The sequence below is a fragment of the Vibrio sp. MEBiC08052 genome (assembly GCF_001506075.1).
GTDB lineage: Bacteria > Pseudomonadota > Gammaproteobacteria > Enterobacterales > Vibrionaceae > Vibrio.
In genome coordinates, this window is sequence record NZ_KQ947475.1 from 572,958 (window position 1) to 597,950 (window position 24,993).

The window sequence follows — 24,993 nt, forward strand, 5'->3', positions numbered from 1 at the left end:
AAATTTGTTAGTATACCGCCCCTCTTCTTTTATTGGTTTATTGGGCTGACATTCATGCAAGAGCGTCAACAATATTATTTACAGGAAATGGGTATTCAGAACTGGCAGCTCGTTCATCCTGAGCAAATGCAGGGTGTGGCTCACACACAGTATGCGTTGCCATCATCCTGTAAATTGCTATTTGTCAGTCCGGTTTTGCCTGAAGGTTCTCAGGCAGTTATGTTTGAAAAAGTGCTCAAGAGTTTTCATCTCTCTCTTGCCGAAGCGCGTCATATCTATCCTCATTCGCTTGATTTGGTCTCTCTGGCTGAGATTGAGTGGATCTGGTTTGCCGGTTGTTCTGCACCGGAAGGGATGACGGCAAAACTGCTAACATCACCGTTATTGAGTCAGATTGACGGTCATCCTCAGCATCGTCGCGACCTCTGGCATCAAATTTGTTCTTATCAGACCTCATGAATATTTCGATTGTCCCGATGTCCTCTGATCATTTGGATCAGATCTATCAAATTGAGTGTCGGGCTCACTCATTTCCTTGGAAAGAGTCGATCATTCGTGCACTGGATAGTCGTGGTGCTTGCCATCATACATTGTTGATTGATGGGCGTGTCGGCGGCTATTTTTATGCTCAGAATATTGTCGGAGAAGTCTCGCTGCTCAACATTGCCGTCGATCCGGCTCATCAGGGCAAAGGACTTGGCCGGCAACTGCTCACGTTTTTTCTCGCTTTTTGTGAACAACATGCAGTAGAAAGTGTATGGCTGGAGGTGAGAGCAAGTAATCTGCCCGCGTATCAGCTCTATCTCAATGCTGGTTTCAATGAAGTGGATCGACGCTTTGGCTACTATCCGGCTGAAAATGGACGTGAAGATGCGATTATCATGAGCTATTTTCTATAGCCCTGATTACATACATCTTATCTGACGTGTCACCCTCCATCGGTATTTCATCCCACGCTGTTATTCTCTGTCAGTCAATGTTGGCTTTAAAAATAACTGATTTAATTGTCATTATTGATTTAATTAAAATAATTGAATTATCTATCGTTTTAAATAAATAATTTTGAGCAGAGTGTCTCATTATTGATTTTTTGACAGCGAAATAACATTTCTATGTATTTTCCTTGATGTTGATTTGTTTTTGTATCTATATAAATTGACTATGCGGTCAATAAAAATAATGCCATGAGTGATATTTTTTAACGTATTTTATCATTATTAATTATTGTGTGAATCTTGTGTCTCATTTTTAAGAATGACGGGAATATAAGAGCGATTTACTTTTATTAAGATTGAAACAATAGTGACTGATGTCGCATACTTTCGTTATGGTCAACTTCACATTTTGACAAATAAAGTGAGGTGACTCATTTGATTTTGGTAAGTGGATGCTAATTCGTTTCTTTAATAAATAATCTATAAACAATGGGTTAGTTTGATTTTGACCGTTATGCCATAGCGTCATTTATTCAGTTTGTGGGGTGCTTCACCCAAGGGCGGTAGCATACTTAAATTTATATTGGTTAGGTGGGATGTCAGATGGGATATGGTAGTCGAATTAAATATTATGGAGAAGAGTCATCAGTCGGATTTAAGATTGTTGATATTTTTGTTATTTCAATAATTTTATTTTTAGTATCAGAGTCATACTTGGATGATTTTACAACTATCTATCAATTAATATTGAGTCTCTTTGCTGTTGTCTATTTTGTTATATCTGATATTGCCGGTGTGTATCGACCATACAAATATCTTTCATTTAAACAAAATTTCTTTGCGATACTGATGACTTGGAGTATTTGTGTCGCGTTATCTCTCATTATTGGCTTTTTCCTTAAAATCAGTGAAGATTATTCTCGTCTGGTGATTGGTTTATGGTTCGGTCTGACCCCGTTGTGTCTGGTGGGATGGCGCTGGTTGGTTCACGGGATGTTCCGTGTGATCTTCCCCGGAGATAAACATCGTAGCAAAGCTATCATTATCGGGGCGACAGGGACGGGCCTCCAACTTGCTCAGGAACTCAAACAGCACCGTTCAAGTCGGGAAGTGCTGGTCGGTTTCTATGATGACCGCAGTTTGGATCGAATTGGCTTACATCGTCTCTCTTGTCCCCTACGCGGAAAAATCGATGATGCACTGATGCTGGCGAAAAGTCGCAGTGTGCAGAAAGTTTATATTGCGCTGCCTATGGAAGCAGCCAAACGAATTAAACAGATCTTGAATGCTTTCGCTGACTCCAATGCTCACGTCTATGTTGTTCCTGATTTTTTTACTTTCGATCTGATGCAATCGCGGCTGAAAAATATCGGTAAAGTCGTCACATTAAGTGTTTATGACACACCTTTTTACGGTTTTACTTCACTGGTCAAACGTATTGAAGACATCATCCTCGCGTCAATAATCATCACGCTGATTAGTCCCGTACTGTTGTTTGTTGCCATTGGCGTGAAACTGTCATCACCGGGCCCGATTATTTTCAAGCAGGAGCGCTATGGTCTCGATGGGAAGCCGATCAAAGTCTGGAAATTCAGATCAATGCGGGTCATGGATAATGGTTCGGTGGTCAAACAGGCTACCAAAAATGATCCTCGCGTGACCCGATTCGGAGCTTTCATTCGCCGCACCTCTTTGGATGAGTTACCGCAATTTATCAATGTGATTACCGGACAGATGTCGATTGTCGGTCCGCGTCCGCACGCTGTTGCCCACAATGAGGAATACCGTGGGTTGATCGATAAGTATATGCTTCGTCATCATGTCAAACCCGGCATTACCGGCTGGGCTCAAATCAACGGCTACCGAGGAGAAACCGACACACTCGATAAGATGGAAAAACGGGTTGAGTTTGATTTGAGTTATATCCAGACATGGTCTCTATGGCTCGATTTAAAAATCATATTCTTGACGGTATTTAAAGGATTTGTCGGAAAAACAGCATATTAATCCACTGTTTTTCGAGAATGGATTTTAGAGTTCTGATAGGTAAGTGATGTTGAAAATAATATTAAGAAGCATGGTTTTATGCTGCATATTCTTTTCTGTTTTTTCCAGTGCAGCCGAATATAGATTAGGTGCCGGAGATACAATCAGAATTTCTGTATATGGGGAGCCGGATTTATCGTATGAGCAGTATCTCATCGATAGCGGGGGAACAATGGATTACCCTTATTTAGGTAATCTGGAACTAAAGCATAAAACACTTCGTGAACTTAGAAATATGATTGTCAACGGTTTGAAAGGTGAATACTTAGTTGATCCGAAAGTAACAATCAATATTGTGAAATATCGCAATATCTATGTGAATGGTGTGGTTAATTCTCCCGGGGGATATGAATATCAACCGGGCCTGACTGTTCAAAAAGCGATTGCTCTGGCTGGGGGGTTTCTCGCGAAATACCGTAAAACGCGTGGTATCTATTTAACCAAAGATGAAGAAATCGAAGGATTATCCCAAGATCAGATTGAGGAATTACTGAAAGGTAAACATGAAGTCGAACTGAATGAAACCGTTCATCCCGGTGATACGATTTATGTCGTGAGTTCTTTTTGGTAAGTCTGAAAATATAAAATAGATGAAGGCAAGGTAAAAAATGCAAGAGCACTTTGAAGATAATGCCAATCAACAGAATGACATGATTGATCTGACACATTATCTGAATTTAATCAAGAGAAACTGGCTCTCAATATTTATATTCTCAGTATTGGTGACCGGGCTGTCAGTATTCATTGCTCTGTCTTTAAAGTCGAAATATACCGCAACGGCTACCTTACTGATTGAATCAAAAGAAAGACAGGCGATTTCAATTGAAGATGTTGTCGGTATCGAACCGAATCAAAAAGAATACTATCAAACACAGTTTGAAATATTGAGATCCAATCAGATTGCTGAAAAAGTGATTCATAAATTGGCTTTGGATCAGAAGGAAGAATTCAATCCGTTGCTGAGTCAGGAGACCAGTATTATCGAAACGATAAAATCTTATCCTGTCGTTGCGGCATTGCTTGGTTCGACGAATGAAGAGGAAGCGCCGGATCCTGAATATATTCGTCAGAAAGTATTAGATGTATTTAAGAAAAATCTTGAGATTACGCCGATTTTAAAGACCCAGTTAGTCAATATCCGTTTTACATCGGAGGATCCCCAACTGGCTGCCAAAATCGCTAATGAAGTGGGTTACGCCTATATCGAAAATAATCTCGAATCGAAAATTTCTGCGACTCAATATGCGTCGAGCTGGATAACGTCACGCTTATCTGAATTAAGAGAACAGTTAGCGGATTCTGAAAAAAACCTCTCTGACTTTTTGATCAAAGAGAAATTGATCGACGACAGTGGCATTGAATCTCTTGCCAGCAAACAGTTGGCAAGTTTGACTGAGCGGTTGGCGCAGGTTCGAGATGAACGGATAGAAACAGAGTCTGCCTATAGAGCATTGACCTCGGGAAGTGTTAAAGATATCGCTTCTTTGTCTGCAATCCCTTCGATCTCTCAGCATCCTCAGGTAATTGATATCCGGAATGCGGAGCTTGAAGCCCAGAATGAAGTCAATGAATTGAGCAAACGCTATGGACCGAAGCATGACAAGATGATCGCAGCCCAAGCTAAATTAAAGTCGATTGAAGATCAGGCCCAACGCGTCACTCAGAAATTGATTCGGGGCATTGGCAAAGAGCTTCAGGCAACGAAAGAGCAAGAAGCGCTGTTGGCTCAGGAAGTCACGCGAGAGAAGAATGATTTTCAGGACTTGACGGTCAAGAAAAGCAAATATGATTCATTGCAACGTGAAGTAGAAACCAACCGGGAAATTCTCAACCTCTTTCTGACGCGGCAAAAAGAAACTACCGCGACCAGTGATTTTGACTCGACGAGTGCTCGATTTACGGATCAGGCTTTGATTCCACAGTTGCCCAGTGCACCGAAACGCAAACTGATTGTCATTGCTGCATTTATTCTCAGTATCGGTATGGCGATTGGCTTTATCATCATGCTTGACCTGCTGAAAAACACCATTGAATCGGCTGGCGATTTTGAAGATAAGTTCGGCTTAATTCCTATGGGTGGCATTCCGGTGGTGAAATCCAAACGATTCCGTAAGAAACCCATCGATAGCAGTATTTTTACGGATGAAAATGAAGTGGGTTTTAGTGAGTCGATTCGTTCGATCAGAACCTCTCTGCTGGTCAATCATATCGACAGGCAACACCGGAAAATTGCGGTGACGTCATCGATACCCGAAGAAGGCAAGACCACGGTTTCTCTGAATTTGGCGGTTTCATTTGCCAAAGTTGAGCAAGTGTTATTTATCGATCTCGATTTACGTAAACCGGCAGTCGCCGAGCGGTTTGGTTACAAAAAATATCAGCAAGGGCTCACCAACCATTTGTTGATGAATACGCCGTTAAGTGAATGCATCTTTAAAGATGAAGCGTCAGGTTTATCGGTTTTACCGGCCGGGATGTTAGCGGCTAATCCTCAGGAGCTGCTGAGTTCTCGCCAGTTGAAAGCGTTACTGACAGAGCTGGAAGACAGTTATGATCGGATCATTATTGATACACCGCCAACGTTACCGGTCAGCGATTCTTTAATCATCGGACAGTGTGTCGATTCTGTTGTGCTGGTGGTGAAAGCAAATGCGACGAAGCAGACATTGGTGAAAAAAGCGATGACGAAACTCATCAGTCATCAGGTCACGCTTGCCGGTGTGGTCGTCAATCAGGTCAGTCAGAAAGCGGGTGCGGTTGAGTATGAGTATGGTCAGTATTATGGCTATGCGGAAAACTGAAATCTGGCAATGTAACTCAGGGATGATGGGAATGAATTGCTCGAAAATTTCACAATATGTGCTGATTGGGATCTCCGTATGGATGATCATCTTCTCGGCACAGGCACTCATGGGAAGTTTGTACGGCAATGTCGTCCATCTGGGAATTACGCGTATCGACCAATCGGAGCATCAGATGAGCGATGCGCTTGTGCAGTTGAATCAATTCAAAGATGGGATGTTGTTATGGGATGACGACAATCCGGAAAATCTGTCAATGGCCGCCTATACTGCGTTACTCAATAGTTTTTCTGCAAAGGGATTTGAAAGAGAGCAGTATTTACAGCAAAGCGATCATTATAACTGGCAATCGATCCGACGCAGACCTCTGTTTCCCGACGGCTATACACAGGAAACGGAACTGCTTGCCTTATGGGAAAAGCCATTTGATGAGGTTATCGGGGTTTTGAATAGGGCTGAGACGTTCGGACCTTATGAAAAATATACCGCAGAAACGGCGATGAATGTGTTGTTTAAGTATTGGGCGCAGCTATCTCAGCAACAGCGCTTGAATGCGGTTCATTATATGACGGCGCATGAAAAATATGGACTGAAACGGTGGCGGTTGAATGAGATATTCAAAGTTTCCCCTTACAAACAACAGTTTTGCAATCTGGCTGTTTTCGTTCGTTTGCCACTGTGGACGTGTGGCAACTTATCGGATGCTGTACTCGATAATTCTCGTTATCAGGAGGGCATTTGAATGAAGCGATACTGGGCCCTTATTTTGGCTGTTGCTGTGGTTGGAATACTTTCACTGAGTAAAAGTGTTGGTGTCGGAGCGCAATATGTGATTGCTCTGGAGCAGATCTTAGGTGGAGATAAACATCTTCATTTTCTGTGTGCCTTTGTGTTGACTTGTCTGTCGGTTTGGGTGACCCGAACCAGTGCGCACAAGAATACGACAGTCCGTTTGATTGGTTGGCCGACCTTGATTGTTGTTGTGCTCATGATGCTGGATGAATCCTCTCAGTTTTGGCTGAAGAGGCGTGAATTCTCAGTCGATGACATGATGACGAATCTGCTTGGTGTTGTGATTGCATTGTGTATTGCAACGGGTGTGAATTACATACTGTCAAACAAAGCGCGTTTTGATGACTAAATCCTGATTACTCAGGAAGATAGCAATCGAACACAGAAGTGAGTTCAATGAGATTCCACAAAAACACGGTATATAGTCTTTTAATTTCGTCTAATTTGCTATTTTTGACTTTGTCTAATGGTTTGTTCAAACGTCCGATTCTGACTTTATATCTGCTTATTTTTCTGTTGTTGTCATTGCGGCCGTCGATCATCAAACAGATGTTTTCATTATGCCGGCGTTGTTATCCGTTGATGATCGTTTTTGCATGGTGTGCGGTGACGGCCCAATGGTCGCCATGGCCGAAAGTAACTTACTATGAATTATTTTGGCAATTGATCTTATTCGGTTATGTGACGCTGTTTGTGATCCATTTTTATACGATCAATACCCGACGTGTGGTGTATTACACCTTCTGTATCTGGCTATTTTTAACTTATCTTTTAGTGATAAAAAATGATTTATTGGCCGGGCGGTTACTGGAAATTTCAGGAGCATTTGCCAATAAGAATAATTTAGGGCCGATTATCAGTGTCTTTTTATTCTTTTATATCTACTCGGTTCAGCGCTGGAGTGTATTGAGAGTGGGGATGTTGCTGGCCACATTTTTACTGCTGCTGGCGACTTTATCCAAGACATCTATTGCGCTGTTTGTGCTGGTAATGGTGCTTGCCTGGTTTATTTTCTCTTGGGACAAACTACTGGTTCATCGTTTTCGCCGGCTTTATTACGGCAGCGGTCGTATTGTCGGGCTTGGTGTGTCAGCCGCCTTAGTACTGACGCTGGTGCTCTATTACCGGGATATGGTGGACTGGCTGTTAATGAATGTTCGGGAAGAGTGGTTGACCGGCCGCGGACAGCTTTGGTTGACGATGTTAAATCAATCCTATGAAAAGCTTTTTTTTGGCGTGGGTTACTCCGCGGTTTGGGGATTGGGAGACAACAACCTGATCCAAGAAACGGAACTCGCAAAATATGCACCGGAATGGGTTGAAAAGCTAGCCGCATCCGATGGCGGCTATGTTGATATGCTTATCTCTATCGGTGCTATCGGGACAGCGCTTTTTGTCTACACCATTTGTGATTTTTTTATGGCCTTTTATACATCACTGCGAACTCAGAAAAACGTTGCAATTACAAAGTTATGTTTCTGTGTCGGAACGTTTGTTGTTTTGAATAATGTCACTGAGACGACGTTTTTATTGGGTTCTGGCTTTAGCTGGTTTTGTTTTCTCTTCTGTTATGTGTTGTTGAAATACATCACAGGCAAAGAGAATATTTTAAAAAATAAAGTGTCGTTATGAGTAATATTCGAAAGTTAATTTGGTTCAGTCTGGACAACCTCGGTGGGGTGTTATTTGGATTGTTCAGCATCGTCTTTATCGCCAGAATTTATGGGCCGACGAATATGGGATATCTCTCTTATATTCAAGCGTTGGCGAGTATTCTTTCTTGTGTGTTTATTCTGGGAATGGATAACGTCGTGATGAAAGAATATGTACAGCATCATGAGAAAAAGCGTGTGTTTTATGCAGTTTCTCTGGTGCGATTGGTCGGTGGCATAATATTCTTCGTCGCGGTTTTCTGCTGGGCATATTTTTTCAGCAAAACACCGGATGAACTAGTGTTGGCGTTGTCACTCACCGCTTGCGTCACCACTTATTTCGGTAAGTCCTCGGCATTTCGGCTCTATTTCCAAGCCACTGAACAACCAAGAATTTTGTCAATTTCCACGGTGGCATCTCGTGTGGCAGCCATCGCCTATATTTTGGGGGTGATTTACTTTCAGCTGAGTTTTGTCTGGGCAATCTTCTATCTGGTGGTGTACTCGGTGGTTGCGCAGGTGATTCTGCTGGGTGAATTTTATCGCGAGACCAAAGATGAACTGTTCCCAGCGATTGCCGACAGCTTGCGATATGGGAAACAGCTTATGAGTGAGTCGAAGTTTGTATTTTTCTCTTCAATTCTGTTTCCGATCTTTATGTACTTTGATGTGGTGATCATCGAGAAATTCCTCTCCCCTGAAGCGGTCGGGTTATACGGTGTCGCAACGAAGCTGGTCATGCAGTTACTGTTCGTCGGTCATATTTTTGTATTTGCATTTTTTACCCGGCTCAATCAGGAACTGAACGAAGAGAAACTGGATGGTCATATTTTCAGAAATATTGTCCGCTTGATGATTTATTGTTCTGTCGGCGGCGGTATTTTTGTCAGTTTAACCGGGGACTATATCGTTCATCTGCTTTACGGCGCGCAATATCAAGGCGCGGGGATTATTCTCAAAATCCTGATCTGGAAACTGGTGTTTTCTTACTTCGGAGCGCTGTTTTCCAGAGTCCTGATCATTCGACAGTGGACCCGTATTGAACTGATTAAAACGATTGTTGCATCGACGGTTTCTCTCTGTGCGTCGATTGTGGCCGTGCAGATTTGGGGCGCGACCGGTGTGGCAACGGTGTCCGTGGTTTCTTATGCGATTGCTGATTTATTCGCTTATCTGCTGTTTCCCCGGACCCGTATTTTTGTTGTGGTCGTTGTTCAAGAGCTGGGACGTATTTTTATCCAGCCAATTGAGGCGTTCAGACAGAGTATTGCATTTCTGGTAGAGGGGCGTCAGCGTTATGGAAATTAGTATTATTATCCCGGCATACAATGCAGCAGAAACATTGCCCGATACGCTCCGGTCTATTTTTGCCAGCTGCCCTGAAGATGATTGCCGTTTTGAAGTGATCGTCATTGATGATGGTTCAAGTGATGCGACACAAGCCCAATTAGAATCGCGGTTTGCGCCGCAATTGCATTCCGGCAGATTGCGCTATCACTACCAGCACAATGCCGGGGTTAGCGTGGCCAGAAATACCGGACTGAATCTGGCTCAGGGGCGTTATATTACATTTGTCGATGCAGATGATGCTGTTCAGCATGACTATCTTATCCGTCTTTATGCGCTGATTCACCAGCACCCGGATGTCGATATCTTCGAGTTCGGCTATCAAACTTTTCGTAATCAGGTTGAGAACGCACTGGGGACCGGGCATGTGACGTGCTGTCGAGGCTTGAATACCAGGCAACAAGCATTCGAAGGTGCCGTTTCATCATTTGTCTGGCTGGTGATGTGTCGTTTGATCAAAGCCGATGTGGCCAAGTGTGCTGCTTTTCCGGCCGGGGTGAAATATTGTGAAGATTTGATGTATTTGTGCACAGTCTATGCTCAGGCGCGTTCCTGCTATGCCAGCGAGCTGGCGTTATATCGTTATCGGATTGGTGAAACCAGTGCGATTTCCCGGGTCACGATGGCGCAGTGTCAGCAGGTTCGTGATTTTCTCCATGAGCATGTGTTTCATGATCATCAGGTCAATCACTTTGAACCATCAAACGGGACCAACCAAACAGATACCGCGCATCTCAAAACGATTGTGGACGCAAACTTGTACTACATGAGTCATTCGGCAGGCAAACGGACGATGCCATTCTTTGACTTTTGCCGTCAGGTCAAACGTTTGCCGATTCTGACGATTTGCAGACTCTATACCCAAGGTCTGTTATCCCGTCGTAAAACGATGATCTGTCTCTTTCCCTCGATTTATTTTTTCGGCCATAGGATGAAACGGCGATGAGAATTATTTTTCGAATTTCTTATATGGGATTTGGCGGGGCAGAACAGGTGTTTCTGTCCGTTGCCAGAACACTCATGCCGGAGCATGAGGTGTTATTCGTCACAGATCGCGCCGAGGGGGCGAGTTACGCCACACTGTTGAACGAAAATATTCCGGTGCGCAGTCTGGATGTGAAGCGAACATTCATGAGTCTGTTACGTTTTAAGCGCGTGATCGATGACTTTAAACCTGACGTGATACTTTCGGCTTATCCGGATACCAATGCAGCCTGTATTTTGTCCGCATCCATGGCGCGCCATCAGGCCAAAGTTGTAGTCAGTGAACACGCCTCGATCGTTGAACATTTTCAGCATAAATCCGCGTTGACGCGGTTGAAGGTTCGTCTGATTGTGCAGTGTCTCTATCGGATGGCCGATCAGGTCGTTGCCGTATCTGAAGGGGTGATGAACGATATTGTGCCGTTGGTTAAGCGGGCCGATAAATGCTGTTTTATTCATAACCCGGTACGTTTCAATCAGGCGGCTCCGGCATTCGATTCGCAGCAAGCGCAGCAGCCTGATGATAGTTTGCAACGCCAAACTGACGAGGATGTTTTAGCGGCGAAAAGAGGTGTTCCCAAAACCATTTTGGCTGTCGGGCGGGTTACACCACAAAAAGATTACATGACTTTACTTCGGGCTGTCCGTTACCTGATAGAGACACAACATCAACATGATATACAAGTCATGATTGTCGGTGGCACACATGATAAGGCTGAGATGGCCCGATTAACCGAGTATATCGACCAGCATCAATTGCAGTCTTACATCACGTTTGTCGGATTTTCGGACCAGGTCGAGCGCTATTACGCTCAAGCCGATTTGTTTGTTCTGTCTTCCGCGTGGGAAGGTTTTGGTAACGTGATTGTTGAGGCGCTCGCGTTTGATGTGCCGGTTGTGTCAACCGATTGTCGCAGTGGACCGGCTGAAATTTTACAAAATGGTCAGTTCGGGCGCTTGGTCTCCGTTGGCGATAGTACTGCACTGGCGAAGGCGATGATCGATGAACTGGAGACGCCTTCTTGTTCTCGTGTCGCACGTTTAGATCGCGCTGCACAGTTTTCTGAGCATGAGATCAGTGAACGTTATAAAACGCTGTTTGAAGCATTGGTTTAAAGCTTTGGTTTAAAGCATTGTGACCCAACGAATCGGTTGAACGATGAGATGTTTCAAACGTGGTGCGCTTTAAAATTCAGTGGGCTTTTTAAAATAGTGGGTTGTTTAAAATAATGAGTGAGCTTAAAGGTTTTCGTAGATGTTGAATCATGTCAGGGCGGATGTATTTCGCTGGTATGGAAAATACAGCTGGCTGCTGTTGGTTAAGGCATTGCTTAGCCAGAAGGGATTTCGTTTTGTTTTGTTCATGCGATTGGCGAAGCATAGTCGGCGTATTCCGGGACTCAATTTATTGAGTATTTTCCTTTATAAGGTAGCCAAGATTATTTATACCAGTGATGTCAATTATCGAGCCTCAATCGGACCGGGACTGAGGATGCACCATGTGTTCGGTACGACTTGGGGAGAACATGTCACGATCGGTCGGAATGCGACGATTGTCCATAACGTGACCATTGCCGGTAAAAACGGTGCGTGGCCGGTGATTGGTGACAATGTCTATCTCGGTTCGGGTTGCTGTATTCTCGGCGGCATTCGTATTGGCAATAATGTGGTGGTCGGTGCCAATGCGGTGGTGACCAAGGATGTTCCTGACAATGCCATTGTGGCCGGTATTCCTGCCAAAGTGGTGTCAGAAAAAGGGTCTGCGGAATTGATTGTTCACCCATGGAGTGACTGAGTATGGAGATTATTGTATTAGGCACCGGCCAGAATGGCGGGATTGATGCTGTGATTAACAATCTGAAGCTCAATTTGAATCAGCAGTTTCGCTATCGGCGGTTTATCAGCCATAAAGGGGAAAATAAATTATTCGACCTGATGCTCGCATTGTGGGGATTATGGGTCGTTTTCTGGTTATCCCTGCTTCCCGGGGAGCGTATCTTCCACCTGCACATGTCTTATCGCGGGAGTTTCTGGCGGAAGAGAATGTATCTGAAAGTGGCGCAGTTCTTCGGTCGTAAAGTCCTGATTCATTTACACGGCTCTGAATTTAAAAAATTCTATCAGGCCAGTGATGCCAACGTGCAGCAGAAGATTCGGGAACTCATCTATAACGCGGATGCTTTTCTCGTCCTTTCGCAGTCATGGCGGGAGTATATTGAGTCGATCCTGGAGTCGCCACAACAAGCCAATCTGGTGGTCTTACCCAATTTTGCCGTTGTCGCACCATCTCCCGGCGCTCTAGGGCAGCAAAATCATGTGTTGTTTCTGGGGGCACTGATTGATCGCAAAGGTATTTTTGACCTGTTACGAGCCTTACGCGATCTGCCGGATGTGGTTTTGCATGTCGGTGGCGGTGGTGATGTGGCGCGTTTTCGGCAGGCGGTCGCTGAATTGAGGGTTGAAAAACAGTTGGTATTTCATGGCTGGATTGATCATGAGAAGAAAGCACAGTTGATGGCCGAAACGCAGCTCTTGATTCTGCCATCTTATAACGAAGGATTGCCGGTCGTGATTCTTGAAGCCATGGCTGCGGGACTCCCCGTATTGTCAACTCCGGTTGGCGGTATTCCTGAGGTGATCGTTCCCGGACAAACCGGTTATCTGGTGGAACCGGGTAATATTGAACAGTTAACCGCAGTGATCCGTCAGGCGCTCCATGACGACGCTCGGCTTAGCATGGCCGACAATGCGAGAGCGCTTTATCAACAAAATTACGATGTGTCGGTTGTGATGCCGCGCTTAGAAAAACTATATGTCAGTTAAGGACTATATGTCAGTTAAGGAATGTATGTCAGTTAAGGTTAGGTTATGATCATGAGGAAAATTCTATATCTATGTCTCTTTGGGGTTTTAGGGAGCTATTCAGCGATGGCAACAGCCTGTTGCAGCGATGAGCAGAAAGCTGTGAAGCTGAAACAAGTCATTGAGTATAATCAACCCGCCGAACAATTCTTTTTTGAAGCCAATCCAAAGGCCATTGCGATGAAAGATGATGGGGTGCAGTTTATTCTGACGGGGAATAACTCCTATATCTTTAACGGTGAACGTTCGGAAGTGAGTGTTCAAAGCCCGTATGAGGTTGGTGATACGGTTCGTTATCAGTTCTCTTTCAAGTTGCTGGATTCTCCGGTTTTTTCCGAAGGATGGGATGGGGTTTGGGTGATTGTCGCTCAGTGGCATGATCAACCCGATCCGAGAAAAGGGGAGACTTGGTCAAATTATAAGAGTAGCTCTCCGCCGCTCTCCTACCAGCTTGAATATGATGATCAACTGTATCTGGTGCTGCATACGGCGAATCACGATGAAAGAATCCCGGTTCGACCCAAGCAGCAGATTACCTGTCGCACTCAGGTGCACTGGCTCTATAAGACAGATGGCCGGGTTTCTGGCTGGTGTGATGTGGACGGAAACCGTCATCCCTTTGATTTTACCGATAAGATCATGATTAACGATTATTACCACTATTTTAAATTTGGTTTATATCGTGACAAAAATATCGATGGGTTGATGGGCATCGAATATAACGCGCTGACGATCAATGAGGTAAAGGATGAAAAATAAGATACTGTTGGTTGCTTCTCCGGGCGGGCACTTTGTTCAATTGAGCCTGCTCTCCGAAAAGCTCGATTGTTGTGAAAGGATCGTCGCGGGCACGTATGATAAGCAACCCGGCTTTATGGCGGGAGAGCGCTATTATCAAATTTCTGATTTCAGCCGGGATACGGCTTATCTGGCAATTAAAGTTGTATTCCAGTGCTTGAAGATCCTCCGCAAAGAGCGCCCGTCTTTGGTGGTGACCACCGGGGCGGCTCCCGGGTTGGTGATGGCGCTGCTGAGTAAAATGAGTGGGATAAAAACCGTCTGGGTTGACAGTATCGCCAATTCGAAAAAATTGTCGTTGTCAGGGCGGTTGGCTGCCAAGTGTCGTATTCATGTGATCTCGCAATGGCGGGAGGTCGCTGAATCCCATCAGGTGACTTATCAAGGAAGAGTCATATGATTTTTTTAACAGTAGGTACGCAATTACCGTTTGATCGACTGGTTCAAACGGTGGATCAACTGGCTGCAAAGTATCAGTTGGATGTGAGCAGCCAGATTGGTGAGTCTGACTATCAGGCCAAGTCCATTCAGAGCGCGAAATTTTTTGCGCCCGATGAACTTGATGAACAGTTTCGCCAGTCTGAATTGATCATCTCTCACGCAGGGATGGGGACGATTATCAATTGTTTGCGGATCCGCAAGCCGTTAATTATTTTCCCCCGGCTGGCTCAGTATCAGGAACATCGCAATGATCATCAGTTGGATACCCTGAATTCATTTTCAAATGTGCAAGGGATCTATACCGCCCGGGATGAACAAGCGCTTGAAGCATTGCTGAGTGATTATCAGACATTACAAGCGCCCGACGGATTGGATACACCGGAACGTGATCAATTGGCGCAATATATTCTGTCACTGGCAAGTGCATGATAACCAGACGTTAGAGTTGATATTCACAATGATGAAAAAAATAAAAGACTTTATCCAAATTCAGGTTCGACAACGTCTGTTATCTTTGAATGTGTGGTATCTCAACCGATTTTTCGGGACACACATCGATGCAACGGCCAGAATTTCTTTAAAAGCTAAAATCGATAAACGCAACGGTGATGGGATCTACATCGGTGAAGGGACATACGTTGCTTTTGGGGTGGCGATTTTGGCCCATGATATGTGCCGTCATCTCAAAGCGGACGTGCGTATTGGTAAAAACTGCCATATCGGCTGTAATTCCCTGATCTTACCCGGTGTTACGATTGGGGATTCATGTATTGTGGCTGCGGGGGCCGTCGTCACCAAAGATGTCCCGTCTAACACGCTAGTGGCTGGGAATCCGGCTATCGTAAAAAAAGAAGGTATTCAATTGAATCGACTGGGTATTTTTCCAAAAGATTCAGTTTAATAATTGGAAGATAAATGAATGATAGGTAGAAACAATCAACGTAAACATCGGCTAAAGTTAAAATTGGGCTATTTTTACATCGGGATGATGATGGCTTTCGTGACACCTTTCCAGGCCATTGCTGACACAATCACATTTCCCAATGGGGCGCATGTTGCGGTGCATCTGTCGTATGATGATGCGCTATCGTCCCAGTTGGATAATGCCATTCCGGTTTTAGATAAATACAATATCAAGGGTTCTTTTTATCTGTTGCCCGGTTCAGAGACACTCAATAATCAGCCGCAGGTTGATGCCTGGAAGAAAGCCGCACAAAACGGACACGAACTGGGCAATCATACCGTGTTCCACCCATGTTCTTCAAAAGGCCCGGACCGGAACTGGGTAAAATCTTATGCTTCTCTGGAGCAGCGGACACCGGAATGGATGGCTGCTGAAGTGAAGATGGCGAATACATTCCTGTTTTTACTCGATGGGCAAAAAAGTCGCACATTAACGCTACCATGTTTTGAGTCCATGACGGGGAGTGGTGATTATCTGTCGGCTGTCCGCCCTCTGGTTGCCGGGGTCTATGGACAAACTTTACCCAAGCCGGAAGAGGTTTACTGGTCTGCTCATAATGTCTCCGGTAAACAACTGATCGACTATGTTAAGCATTCAGCTGCGAATCCACAGACCCAGATTATCGGGATTAAATTTCATGGGGTTGGTGGCGATTATTTATCCATCAGTGACAAAGCACATCATAAATTGGTGCAATATCTGGCCAAGCACCCCAATAAATATTGGGTAACGACATATAAAAATATTGTTGATTATATCAATCAACAATAATCCTTCCTGCGATAAATTATTTCTCGTCTGCTATCGAAGACTCATTGTTCAGATTATTGTGCGATCGATGAGTCTCACTTATGTCTATTTCAAATTACATTTGTCTCATTATTGATATTACGGTTCCTTCCTAATTCAGTAGCCTTGTTTTACTCATTCTTCTCACCCTATAGTTTGAATCATCTAATGAATGTAATAATCAGAAAAAATTGAATTGTTATATTTATTATCGGATGGAATAGCCATGATTGAATTGGCATAACGACGGGTAATAGTGATGAAACGCAAAGGATTTGTAGTACATATTTTATGGAGTATCGGATTGGCATTCTCCGTCATGGCGGCACCGGAGAACCGGAGTCAAACTGACACTGTTTCAGCGGCAGTCTCCAGTGGTGAGCAAGCACGGGTTGAACAACGGGTTGAACAGCTGTTTGCTGCTAATTCTCCGCTCGACGTGGTTCGTATCATGGCTGAGGAAAAGCCAATTGATGCCCCGCTGGTGCTGCAGGCAGTGTATCGCAAAGCACCGAATGTTTCTCTTGAGGATCTTGTGTTAGCCGCATTTAACGCAGCACCTGAATCAGCGCTGGCGATTGCATCAACGGCGCTCGATTTAGGCTTGGATGCGATACTGTTACCGGGACTTGCGATTGCCGCTAATATTGACCCGACGACTGTTGCGCAAGCAACCGCGGCGGGGCCTGCCGCAACACAACAAGCACCGATCATCCGTCGTCATCCCCGGGGGAGTGGTATTTCTCCGAGTTAATGCCGGGTCAAATGTACAATCGGAACTTCCTTACCGTCAGAATTCAGAATTAAGGACGTGAACCTTGGGAGGGAGACTGTGACTCATAGCGAACGTTGGTGCTGGTATTCTCTATTGCTCATGCTGATTTGGCTGCCGATTCCGCTCGGTAGCCACAGAATGTGGTCATGGTCGATATTTGAAATTTGGATATCCTGTCAAACGCTGCTGCTCAGTGCGTCTTTATGGCATCAGTTTCCCTGGCAGAAAATCCGTAAATTTGTCTGGTTGCTGGCACCGTTGAGTCTCTTTCAGTTTTGGGTTGCCATTCAGGCGATACCATTGCCGGTTGAGACGCTCGGTGTGATTGCACCGGATGTGGCGGAAGTTTATCGTCAGGCCGGAGCAGATGTCGGCAGTCTTTCCTATGATCGTTATGCGACATTGACCGGGTTGATGAAAGGGATCGCCTATACGCTGTTTGCTCTGAATGCAGTGATTTTGATCCATTCCGTCAAGCGAGTGAAAGTCGTGCTTTATGCATTGGTTGTCAGTGGGACTTTTCAATCATTTTATGGGGTCTTGACGGTATTATTAGATACCCGTCAAAGCTGGTTATTCCATTTACCGCAAGGCAATCGGGCCACGGGAACTTTTGTCTATTTCAACCATTTTGCCAATTATCTGGTGATGTGTTTGTGTCTGGGAATCGGACTGATTGTCTCGCAATTGCATCAGACTGAATCCGGGTCTTGGCTCGTTCGTATCCGGCGTTGGTGCAGCGCGCTGTTGTCCGCCAAAATGATGATCCGTTTATGTCTGATTGTGATGGTTATTGCTTTGATTATGACGCGTTCCCGAATGGGTAATGCGGTTTTCTTCTCAGTAATCGCATGTGGCGGTGTCATTGCTCTGTGCTTTTATAAGAGAAGACCGAGAGCGTTGACGGCATTAATCATATCTATGATGCTCATTGATACATTACTGGTGGGGACGTTGTTTGGGATTGATAAGGTCCGGCAGCGTATCGCGTCTACTTCCGTTGCAACCGAGACGCGCGATCAAGCGGTGCAGTGGAGTCTGGACATCATTCGGGATTATCCGTTGACCGGCACGGGGTTAGGCTGCTTTTATTCTACTTTCCCATACTACACGCACTACAATATCGGCTATTACGACTATGCCCATAATGACTATGTTCAATTCACTGCTGAGACGGGAATCCCAGCGGTTGTGCTGTTAAGTATACCGATACTGGTCGCATTGTGGTTTTGTTTCAACGTGATCAGAACCAGACGCAGCAAAACGTTGAAAGGAACCGCGTTAGGATGCCTGATGGGGATTTTGGCCACGATGGCACAGATCAGTGTCGATTTTCATTTACAGGCTCCCGCGAATGCTGTGACATTTATTCTGATTTTAGTGTTGTCTGGTTGTGTGAAACAGATTCAAGTCCGTCCGGGAAATAATATGGTTTCCGTTGAAAAACTGACTGTTTAAATGTCGCTATTTAATTTGACGACGGTGAAATCAGACGAGAAATTGTTTTATTCATAAGAATTACACAAAAAATATTGTTATTTAATTTTGTGCTGAACAAGAACTTTCATGAAATTGACGTCTGCGCTTTCAATCTATGGGTTAATTCTGCAAATCGTTCAGAACACGATAAATATTACGCCTGATCTGTATCGTGAATCATTTTTACTGAGATTATTTGTAGAAATGAATTACTTGTAGAGATGAAAGAGGCGTCAGTACGATTAAATATCGGGGAATAAAATGAAAAAAACATTAATTGCTTTAGCAGTGGCAAGCAGCGCTTCGGCGGCTCATGCCGCGGAAATATATTCACTGGATGGTGTAACTATTGATTTATCCGGAGAAGTTGATGTGCAGTATTATAAATCTCAGAAAAAAAGTCAGCATTCTGAATGGAATGTGAATGAAGCGAAGTTTGGCTTTGATATGACCTATGAGATGACCGAAGATCTGGTTATTGGTTCACATATGAATGTTGATGCCAATGACGAAAAAGACAATGGTTCAGTCAGACGCGGTGATGTATATGGCAAGATCATCTACCTGCAGTCGCATACCATTAGTTTTGGTGCACAACCGACTATTCTGGATGACTCCGGTATCGGGGATGACTATGAATTCGGTTTTACCTCCTTTGTTGAAAGTGCGAAGAATGAAGGGGATCAGGTGATTAAATATAAATATGACGGCGGCGAAATGTTTTATGGCGGGCTGGCATATTTAGAGAATAAGAATAATACCAATAGTTCGGGTAGCGACGATGATTATCAGCTCGATGGTAATTTAGGCGCGAGAGTAGAAGATTTTGACTTTACCGTTTTTCTTGCTCACGCCCAGAAGAATAAAATAGATATTAGTACCTACGATCTGGAAATCCGCTATCTGTATGGTGACTGGCAGTTTGCTACAACATATGGTGTCTCTTCGACGGAGCAGGAAAATGCATCGAATCGGGATAAATCCACTTATGGTCTGACCGTGAGCTATAAAGATGGTGGTCGGCTGGAATATGCTGCCGGTTGGGCGGTGGTTGAGACGGATCATAGTATCAGCAACGCCGTACCAAACGGTGATGTCAATGATTTCTATGTCAATGTGACTTATGCATTGTCAAATGATGTTGCGCTCTATGCCGAAGTTGGCCTGACGGATGAAGATGCTCAAGAAACGGGTTATGTCATCGGTATGGACACGACGTTCTGACGTTGTGGGGGAACCGGATCGATTGATTGAGCTGTTACCGTCGATTTCAGCGTTGATCGCAGAAGCTTGACTGTAGACGATTGATGGTCGAGTCGGCACAGATTCATAAATGCATAACGTATCATTCTTAAGGGAGTCATTTTGAAACGCATTCTATATATTTTAGGGGGACTTGTCGGAAGCTGTTCTTGCGCTACACTTGCAGCAGAATTGACCTTACCGGGGAGTGTTGAATTATTGGCTCTCGATGGTCAGAAAGTGAATCATACTAGCGAGCTTAAGCTACCGGAAGGGAAGCATCAGCTGGTATTTCGGTATGAAGAATCATTGCGTTTCGGCTCTCGTAACAAGAAATATCAGTCGACGCCTTTGATTGTCTCAATCCCATTTTCTGAATCGGCGCAGGTGGTGCTACGTCATTCTCGTTTTCGTGACTATTCCGCCGCGGAATCTGCATTTGAGAATGGAACGGTAGCATGGCAATTAGCAGATCCACAGGGTAAGTTGACTGATCTTCAGCCCGTGGAACTGCCCGGTAATCCCGGTTTTCTGCCTTATCAGAATATTGAAGCTGCAATTGGACGCTATAATCGACAGCATGGGATACCGATGTCATCGGTCGGCTCGTCGGTGCAAACCGAGCAGGCACTGGTCACGCGCAAACAGCAAAAACCGATGGATACCCTTCAAACCGTTATACCTGAGTCATCAGATTCTCGATATTCTGGTGATTTTGTGCCCCGGATTCAGGATTGGTATTTACAAGCGACCGATGCAGAAAGGAAAGCCTTGCTCAAGTGGATGATTGAGCAGCAATAACATTTCGAAGAGATGCCTCATGTTTGACAAAATTCTTGTGATTTGTGCTGGGAATATCTGCCGTTCTCCTTATGCTGCCAGGCGACTTCAGCGCCTCATGCCAGCTCATACGGTGCATTCTGCCGGTTTACTCACCGAAAAAAGTGGGCTCGTCGGCGCTTCGGTTGCCACGGAGGCACAAGAAGTTGCCGGTACATTGGGGCTCGATCTGACCGATCATCGGGCACAGCAGATTACCATTGCCATGGTCGATTCCTGTGATTTGATTTTAGCAATGAACCAAAATCAGATTGACATACTGAGCCGAATGTTTCCGAAAGCTCGCCATAAAGCAATGCTTTTCGGACATTGGCTTGGTGTCAGTCAGATTGACGATCCTTATCAGAAATCCTCCGCAGTTTTTCAACAGGTTTATGCTGTTCTTGATCGTGCTGCGAGAGCTTGGGCTGATAAGATCAGATAGTAAACCCTATCGCCACAGGCTGGTTATTTTTCAACCTATATGGTCAGTCTGTGCCATATTTATAGATATGTATCATAATAAAATCCCCCTATCTTTTGTCATGCTTCCCAAAATAAGAAGGCTAAACATAGACATACAGCAATCTTACTTTTCTCTGTTATTTCAAATTGTTTTGCCATGCATGATTGCGCCTGATGAATGAACGAAGTTGCTTATTTGAATTGAATGGATTCGTATCGGTGTTTTTATTCAGTGATTTTCGCTGAAACTGCACCCGAGGTAACTCGGGGATATCCCCGGTTCATGATGAATGAAATAGTCTGTTTAATGATGAGGGAGAGAAAATATGAAGTTAGCTAGGTGGTTTTTATCGACGCGTCACCGATTGTTTGGTGCGTTGATAATGATGTGTTTATCCGTGGGTATTGTTACGGTTGAGGCTAGTGGAACCGACTCAACGAGTCTGCCCACGCCTAAACTACTGGAGAGTTTCGATTCTATGGCGGGGTGGTCCGTCAATAGCGGGGGTGTTTTCCAGCAGGTCTGTCCGTTGACGGAAGGGCAGGGAGCAATGGCAGTGCTGGGGAAGGGTGAAGAATTGTCCCATGCCATTGCCCGGAAGGTATTACCGGAGCCGATCAATTCGAATGATATGGGCGTGATTGCTTTTGCTGTGCGTAAGGAACTACCTCGCGTGACGAGCAATCTGAATGTCAGGCTGGGAACGGCCGGCGGCTCGTACACTGGTGTGAACTACAATCTCAATGTTGCCAACCTGAATTCGAATGCACCGTTGAAAACGTATTGGATTGCGTTTCACCAGTCAGAAGACCCACTGTTGTCACAATCGGTTGATATTACAAAAGTTCGGGTCAGTTCGCTGGCTCGCAATCCCCCTTATTTGATCAACAATACCATTGATTCACTGTACGCAAATGCGAAAGGCCAACCCACGGTGGTCATCGGTTTTGATGATGGGGAAGATACGATAGAAAGCATTGCCCGTCCTTATATGGCGCAGTATGGTTTGGTCGGCACTATCTATGTCCCGACTCAGCAGATTGGTTGGACGAATCGACTGACTTGGGAGCAAATTTCGATGCTGTCGGAAGCTGGTTGGGCGATTAGCGTGGATGGTTCACCGGATGATACTCCGATGACAGATGCTGCGGATGTCGCCACTGCGGTTGCCAATGCGATTTCCGCGTGGGGGGAGTTGAAACAGCATGGTCTTGATTCTGATGCGATGTTTCATCTCTGTTATCCCGGAGGGAAATTTTTCGATACGTCCGTTCGACCGGTTCAGGTGGCCGCAATGATTTCGGATGGTTCAAATGTGGTGACGCTGGATAACAATTATCCGATCCATGTCGGAATGCGAGTCTATGGTTCAAATATTCCCAAGAATACCTATGTGATTAACGGGGGCGGAGAAGCCGTTTCTTCGGTCACTTTGTCACAAAAGATTCCGCCACAGAATCTACCCGCCATGTTTAATGACGAATCAGGGGAGTTTTATTTGGATAAACTTCCGGCAGCATTACATAAAGCAGGATTTAAATCAGGACGGATTACCGTCGGCGGCGATATGTATACCCGCTTCGGCTTCGGTGGCAGAGAGATGACAACCATTGGTCAGGGGGTTTCTTACATGACGTTTAACCAGTTTTTACCGTTGTTAGAGCGGGTGGTTTTGCGCGGTACCACGATAGAAACTTATTTCCATCGGATTGTGCCGGATCCTGAGGAAGGCTGGACGCCTGATACACCGAATCCGGGGATCAATGTTTATGAGTCATTTTTCAAAGCCTATATCGATGCGGTTGCTGAAAAGGTTCAGGCCGGAGAGCTGGTCGTACTGACCAAACCACAGTGGTATGAGCGAGATATTGATAAGACGGTGCCTGAATCATAGTTGAGGCAGATGCCCATCACTTCTCAATATATGATTTTCGAAAATCAAAGCGATGTCGAACAGCATTCCCTTTCCGGCTCACCAAGTGGTATCAAAGCCGCCACGAGGGAGTGCTGGTTTCTGTTCGTTCAGTACAGAATGTGTGGATTTTGATACAAAGTGCTACATTCTTTCTGGCTGAATTTCGCTACACTGGATTTGAAAGTCGTTTTATTTTGAGGAGCCAGACATAAATGACCCCCTTGCCAAATTACAATAAACGTATTTTGTTGGTTGAAGATGATCTTGAACTTGCCAGTCTTATCAATGACTTTCTGTCTCGCTATGGGTTTGAGGTGATGACGGTCAACAACGGTATTGATGCCGTTAAGCAAGTGGCTGATCTTCATCCGGATCTGGTGATTTTGGATGTGATGCTACCGGGGATGAACGGCATGGAAGTGTGTAAAACGATACGTGCTTTCTATTCCGGTTATATCTTGATGCAAACGGCTTTAGATGATGATGTTGATCAGATGAAGGGATTGGAAATCGGTGCTGATGATTACGTGATTAAGCAGGTAAAACCCCACCTGTTACTGTCCCGGATTTATGCTTTATTACGACGCTCCGAACGAAAACTCTCCCATGCAGATGCAACAGAGGGGGCAGGCGCTCCTGCTGCAAATACATCATTTTTTTCAAACACATTGGTTTGTGGGCCGCTAACCGTTGATGTCAGTAATCGAAGTGTCGTGTTAAATCAGGTTCCCGTTGAGACGACGACGGCGGAGTTTGAACTATTGGTGTTACTGGCAAGCACCGTGGGTCAAGTGGTCAGTCGCGATGAGATTTTGCAAAAAATCCGTGGTTTTGAATATGATGGTTTGGATCGTTCGATTGATCGCAGAATATCCCGCTTGCGGCAAAAATTGGTGCTGGAAGATGGCAAAGAGTTGATTAAAACGGTCAGAGGGATCGGTTACCAGCTGTGTGTTTATACCGATTGAACTGAAACTTGAACCGCATCGGAATGTCACGAGTCAGTCTCTCCCGGCAGGCCATTTGTTTTGCCGGTGAAACCGTGTTCGGCCAATCCCTGAGCTTTCTTTTTACTGCTACAGACTGTCACACAGCGTCACCATAAGTATCTCAAATTTCAGCCTCTGTTCAATGATAATGACAGCATGATTCATGTTGTCCGTTTTCATTGTTGTCAGAGGAAAAAGTAATGAAAAAATTCATCAGTATTTTAGGTTCCGCCAGTGTATTGCTCGCATCGACGGGCGAGGCTGCGACTTGGGTTGGTATTGAGACGGGGATTGGTTCTTCTGATTATAAGTCGGCATCGGATAGTATTGATGTTTCATGGACTGGTGCGATTCAGGCCGGAGTTGATTTGAATCAGAACTGGAGCGTTTTAGCGGGCGTACATATGGGATCCGGGAGTAGTGTGCCACGCAAAGAAATCGGTATGATCACTGAGTCAGAAGAGGAACTTGATTATCGTGCCGTCTCCCTGAGCCTGAACCGCAATTTTTATCTTACGGATCGCCAGTTTCTTTATGCGTCTGTCGGGCTGAACTATAACCAGACCGAAGTTGAATTACGTTCAGTCAAAACCATTGACGAAGACGGGATTGGTTATAATTTACGGGCGGGATGGCTATTTCGGTTAGATCAACGCTTCTCGGTGAATGTCGGCCTGCAACGTTTAGGGATGAGTGATGTGGATGTCAACTCAGCGAATATCGGACTGATGTATCGGTTTTAATCTTTAATCAAAGTCAGCACGATAGCAAAGACGGTGGACGCTTTTTATCCGGTGAGGGTTCGTTGTGAGTCAATCTATTGCTCTCACTCCGAAAGTCGTGATGGGAGCGGATTTGTTGACCAGTAAATCTTGGCTGTTTAAGCAACCATGATTG

At 44.9% G+C, this 24,993-nt stretch carries 26 protein-coding genes; all 26 read left to right on the plus strand.

Going from position 1 to position 24,993, the window contains the following annotated elements:
- Nucleotides 1-54: 54 nt before the first annotated feature.
- Nucleotides 55-459, plus strand: a complete 405-nt coding sequence (locus tag VRK_RS02655) for a DNA polymerase III subunit psi (RefSeq protein WP_059119972.1) — start codon at nt 55-57, stop codon at nt 457-459.
- Complete coding sequence (rimI, locus tag VRK_RS02660; RefSeq protein ID WP_059119973.1) at nt 456-899, plus strand: ribosomal protein S18-alanine N-acetyltransferase; 444 nt, start codon at nt 456-458, stop codon at nt 897-899. The genes VRK_RS02655 and rimI overlap by 4 nt, the downstream gene beginning before the upstream one ends.
- A gap of 639 nt (nt 900-1,538) precedes the next feature.
- On the plus strand, nt 1,539-2,942 hold the full coding sequence (locus tag VRK_RS02665; RefSeq protein WP_059119974.1) for an undecaprenyl-phosphate glucose phosphotransferase: 1,404 nt from the start codon (nt 1,539-1,541) through the stop codon (nt 2,940-2,942).
- 70 nt (nt 2,943-3,012) lie between these two features.
- Nucleotides 3,013-3,552 carry a polysaccharide biosynthesis/export family protein gene (locus VRK_RS02670; RefSeq protein WP_231735804.1) on the plus strand — a complete coding sequence of 180 codons (540 nt, stop codon included), beginning with the start codon at nt 3,013-3,015 and terminating at the stop codon, nt 3,550-3,552.
- Nucleotides 3,553-3,589: 37 nt separating this feature from the next.
- Nucleotides 3,590-5,782 (plus strand): GumC family protein, encoded by a 2,193-nt coding sequence (locus tag VRK_RS02675; protein ID WP_059119976.1) that lies wholly within the window; start codon nt 3,590-3,592, stop codon nt 5,780-5,782.
- Entirely contained in the window at nt 5,763-6,524 is a 762-nt protein-coding gene (locus tag VRK_RS02680; protein ID WP_157371831.1) for a hypothetical protein, read from the plus strand. Before VRK_RS02675 ends, VRK_RS02680 begins: the two co-directional genes overlap by 20 nt.
- Nucleotides 6,525-6,923: a VanZ family protein gene (locus VRK_RS02685; RefSeq protein WP_059119978.1), complete on the plus strand. Its 399-nt coding sequence runs from the start codon at nt 6,525-6,527 to the stop codon at nt 6,921-6,923.
- 233 nt (nt 6,924-7,156) lie between these two features.
- The gene (locus tag VRK_RS02690) at nt 7,157-8,206 is read left to right on the plus strand and encodes a hypothetical protein (RefSeq protein ID WP_157371832.1); all 1,050 of its coding nucleotides are present in this window, start codon (nt 7,157-7,159) and stop codon (nt 8,204-8,206) included.
- Complete coding sequence (locus VRK_RS02695) at nt 8,203-9,534, plus strand: flippase (protein WP_059119980.1); 1,332 nt, start codon at nt 8,203-8,205, stop codon at nt 9,532-9,534. The genes VRK_RS02690 and VRK_RS02695 overlap by 4 nt, the downstream gene beginning before the upstream one ends.
- The gene (locus VRK_RS02700; RefSeq protein ID WP_059119981.1) at nt 9,524-10,519 is read left to right on the plus strand and encodes a glycosyltransferase family 2 protein; all 996 of its coding nucleotides are present in this window, start codon (nt 9,524-9,526) and stop codon (nt 10,517-10,519) included. Before VRK_RS02695 ends, VRK_RS02700 begins: the two co-directional genes overlap by 11 nt.
- Nucleotides 10,516-11,673, plus strand: a complete 1,158-nt coding sequence (locus tag VRK_RS02705) for a glycosyltransferase (RefSeq protein ID WP_059119982.1) — start codon at nt 10,516-10,518, stop codon at nt 11,671-11,673. Before VRK_RS02700 ends, VRK_RS02705 begins: the two co-directional genes overlap by 4 nt.
- 139 nt (nt 11,674-11,812) lie before the next feature.
- Nucleotides 11,813-12,352: a serine O-acetyltransferase gene (locus tag VRK_RS02710; RefSeq protein WP_059119983.1), complete on the plus strand. Its 540-nt coding sequence runs from the start codon at nt 11,813-11,815 to the stop codon at nt 12,350-12,352.
- Between the two features lie 2 nt (nt 12,353-12,354).
- Nucleotides 12,355-13,380: a glycosyltransferase family 4 protein gene (locus VRK_RS02715; RefSeq protein ID WP_059119984.1), complete on the plus strand. Its 1,026-nt coding sequence runs from the start codon at nt 12,355-12,357 to the stop codon at nt 13,378-13,380.
- A gap of 51 nt (nt 13,381-13,431) precedes the next feature.
- Entirely contained in the window at nt 13,432-14,178 is a 747-nt protein-coding gene (locus VRK_RS02720; RefSeq protein WP_197413049.1) for a heparin lyase I family protein, read from the plus strand.
- Nucleotides 14,168-14,617, plus strand: a complete 450-nt coding sequence (locus tag VRK_RS02725; RefSeq protein ID WP_059119986.1) for a glycosyltransferase family protein — start codon at nt 14,168-14,170, stop codon at nt 14,615-14,617. The genes VRK_RS02720 and VRK_RS02725 overlap by 11 nt, the downstream gene beginning before the upstream one ends.
- Nucleotides 14,614-15,087: a glycosyltransferase gene (locus VRK_RS02730; RefSeq protein ID WP_059119987.1), complete on the plus strand. Its 474-nt coding sequence runs from the start codon at nt 14,614-14,616 to the stop codon at nt 15,085-15,087. The genes VRK_RS02725 and VRK_RS02730 overlap by 4 nt, the downstream gene beginning before the upstream one ends.
- 28 nt (nt 15,088-15,115) lie before the next feature.
- Nucleotides 15,116-15,559 (plus strand): acyltransferase, encoded by a 444-nt coding sequence (locus VRK_RS02735; protein ID WP_059119988.1) that lies wholly within the window; start codon nt 15,116-15,118, stop codon nt 15,557-15,559.
- 18 nt (nt 15,560-15,577) lie between these two features.
- The gene (locus VRK_RS02740; RefSeq protein ID WP_082671290.1) at nt 15,578-16,393 is read left to right on the plus strand and encodes a polysaccharide deacetylase family protein; all 816 of its coding nucleotides are present in this window, start codon (nt 15,578-15,580) and stop codon (nt 16,391-16,393) included.
- A gap of 277 nt (nt 16,394-16,670) precedes the next feature.
- Nucleotides 16,671-17,165: a hypothetical protein gene (locus VRK_RS02745; RefSeq protein WP_059119989.1), complete on the plus strand. Its 495-nt coding sequence runs from the start codon at nt 16,671-16,673 to the stop codon at nt 17,163-17,165.
- Nucleotides 17,166-17,243: 78 nt separating this feature from the next.
- Entirely contained in the window at nt 17,244-18,644 is a 1,401-nt protein-coding gene (locus VRK_RS02750) for an O-antigen ligase family protein (RefSeq protein WP_231735725.1), read from the plus strand.
- A 282-nt stretch (nt 18,645-18,926) separates the two neighbouring features.
- A complete protein-coding gene (locus VRK_RS02755) occupies nt 18,927-19,889 on the plus strand; it encodes a porin (protein ID WP_059119991.1) in 963 nt (320 codons plus the stop codon).
- A 141-nt stretch (nt 19,890-20,030) separates the two neighbouring features.
- Complete coding sequence (locus VRK_RS02760; protein ID WP_059119992.1) at nt 20,031-20,708, plus strand: YccT family protein; 678 nt, start codon at nt 20,031-20,033, stop codon at nt 20,706-20,708.
- A 19-nt stretch (nt 20,709-20,727) separates the two neighbouring features.
- A complete protein-coding gene (locus VRK_RS02765) occupies nt 20,728-21,171 on the plus strand; it encodes a low molecular weight protein-tyrosine-phosphatase (RefSeq protein WP_059119993.1) in 444 nt (147 codons plus the stop codon).
- A gap of 346 nt (nt 21,172-21,517) precedes the next feature.
- The gene (locus VRK_RS02770; protein ID WP_157371833.1) at nt 21,518-23,086 is read left to right on the plus strand and encodes a polysaccharide deacetylase family protein; all 1,569 of its coding nucleotides are present in this window, start codon (nt 21,518-21,520) and stop codon (nt 23,084-23,086) included.
- 233 nt (nt 23,087-23,319) lie between these two features.
- Entirely contained in the window at nt 23,320-24,075 is a 756-nt protein-coding gene (locus tag VRK_RS02775; protein ID WP_059119995.1) for a response regulator, read from the plus strand.
- 221 nt (nt 24,076-24,296) lie between these two features.
- Nucleotides 24,297-24,839, plus strand: coding sequence for a porin family protein (locus VRK_RS02780; protein ID WP_059119996.1), 543 nt, complete (start codon nt 24,297-24,299; stop codon nt 24,837-24,839).
- Nucleotides 24,840-24,993 lie beyond the last annotated feature (154 nt).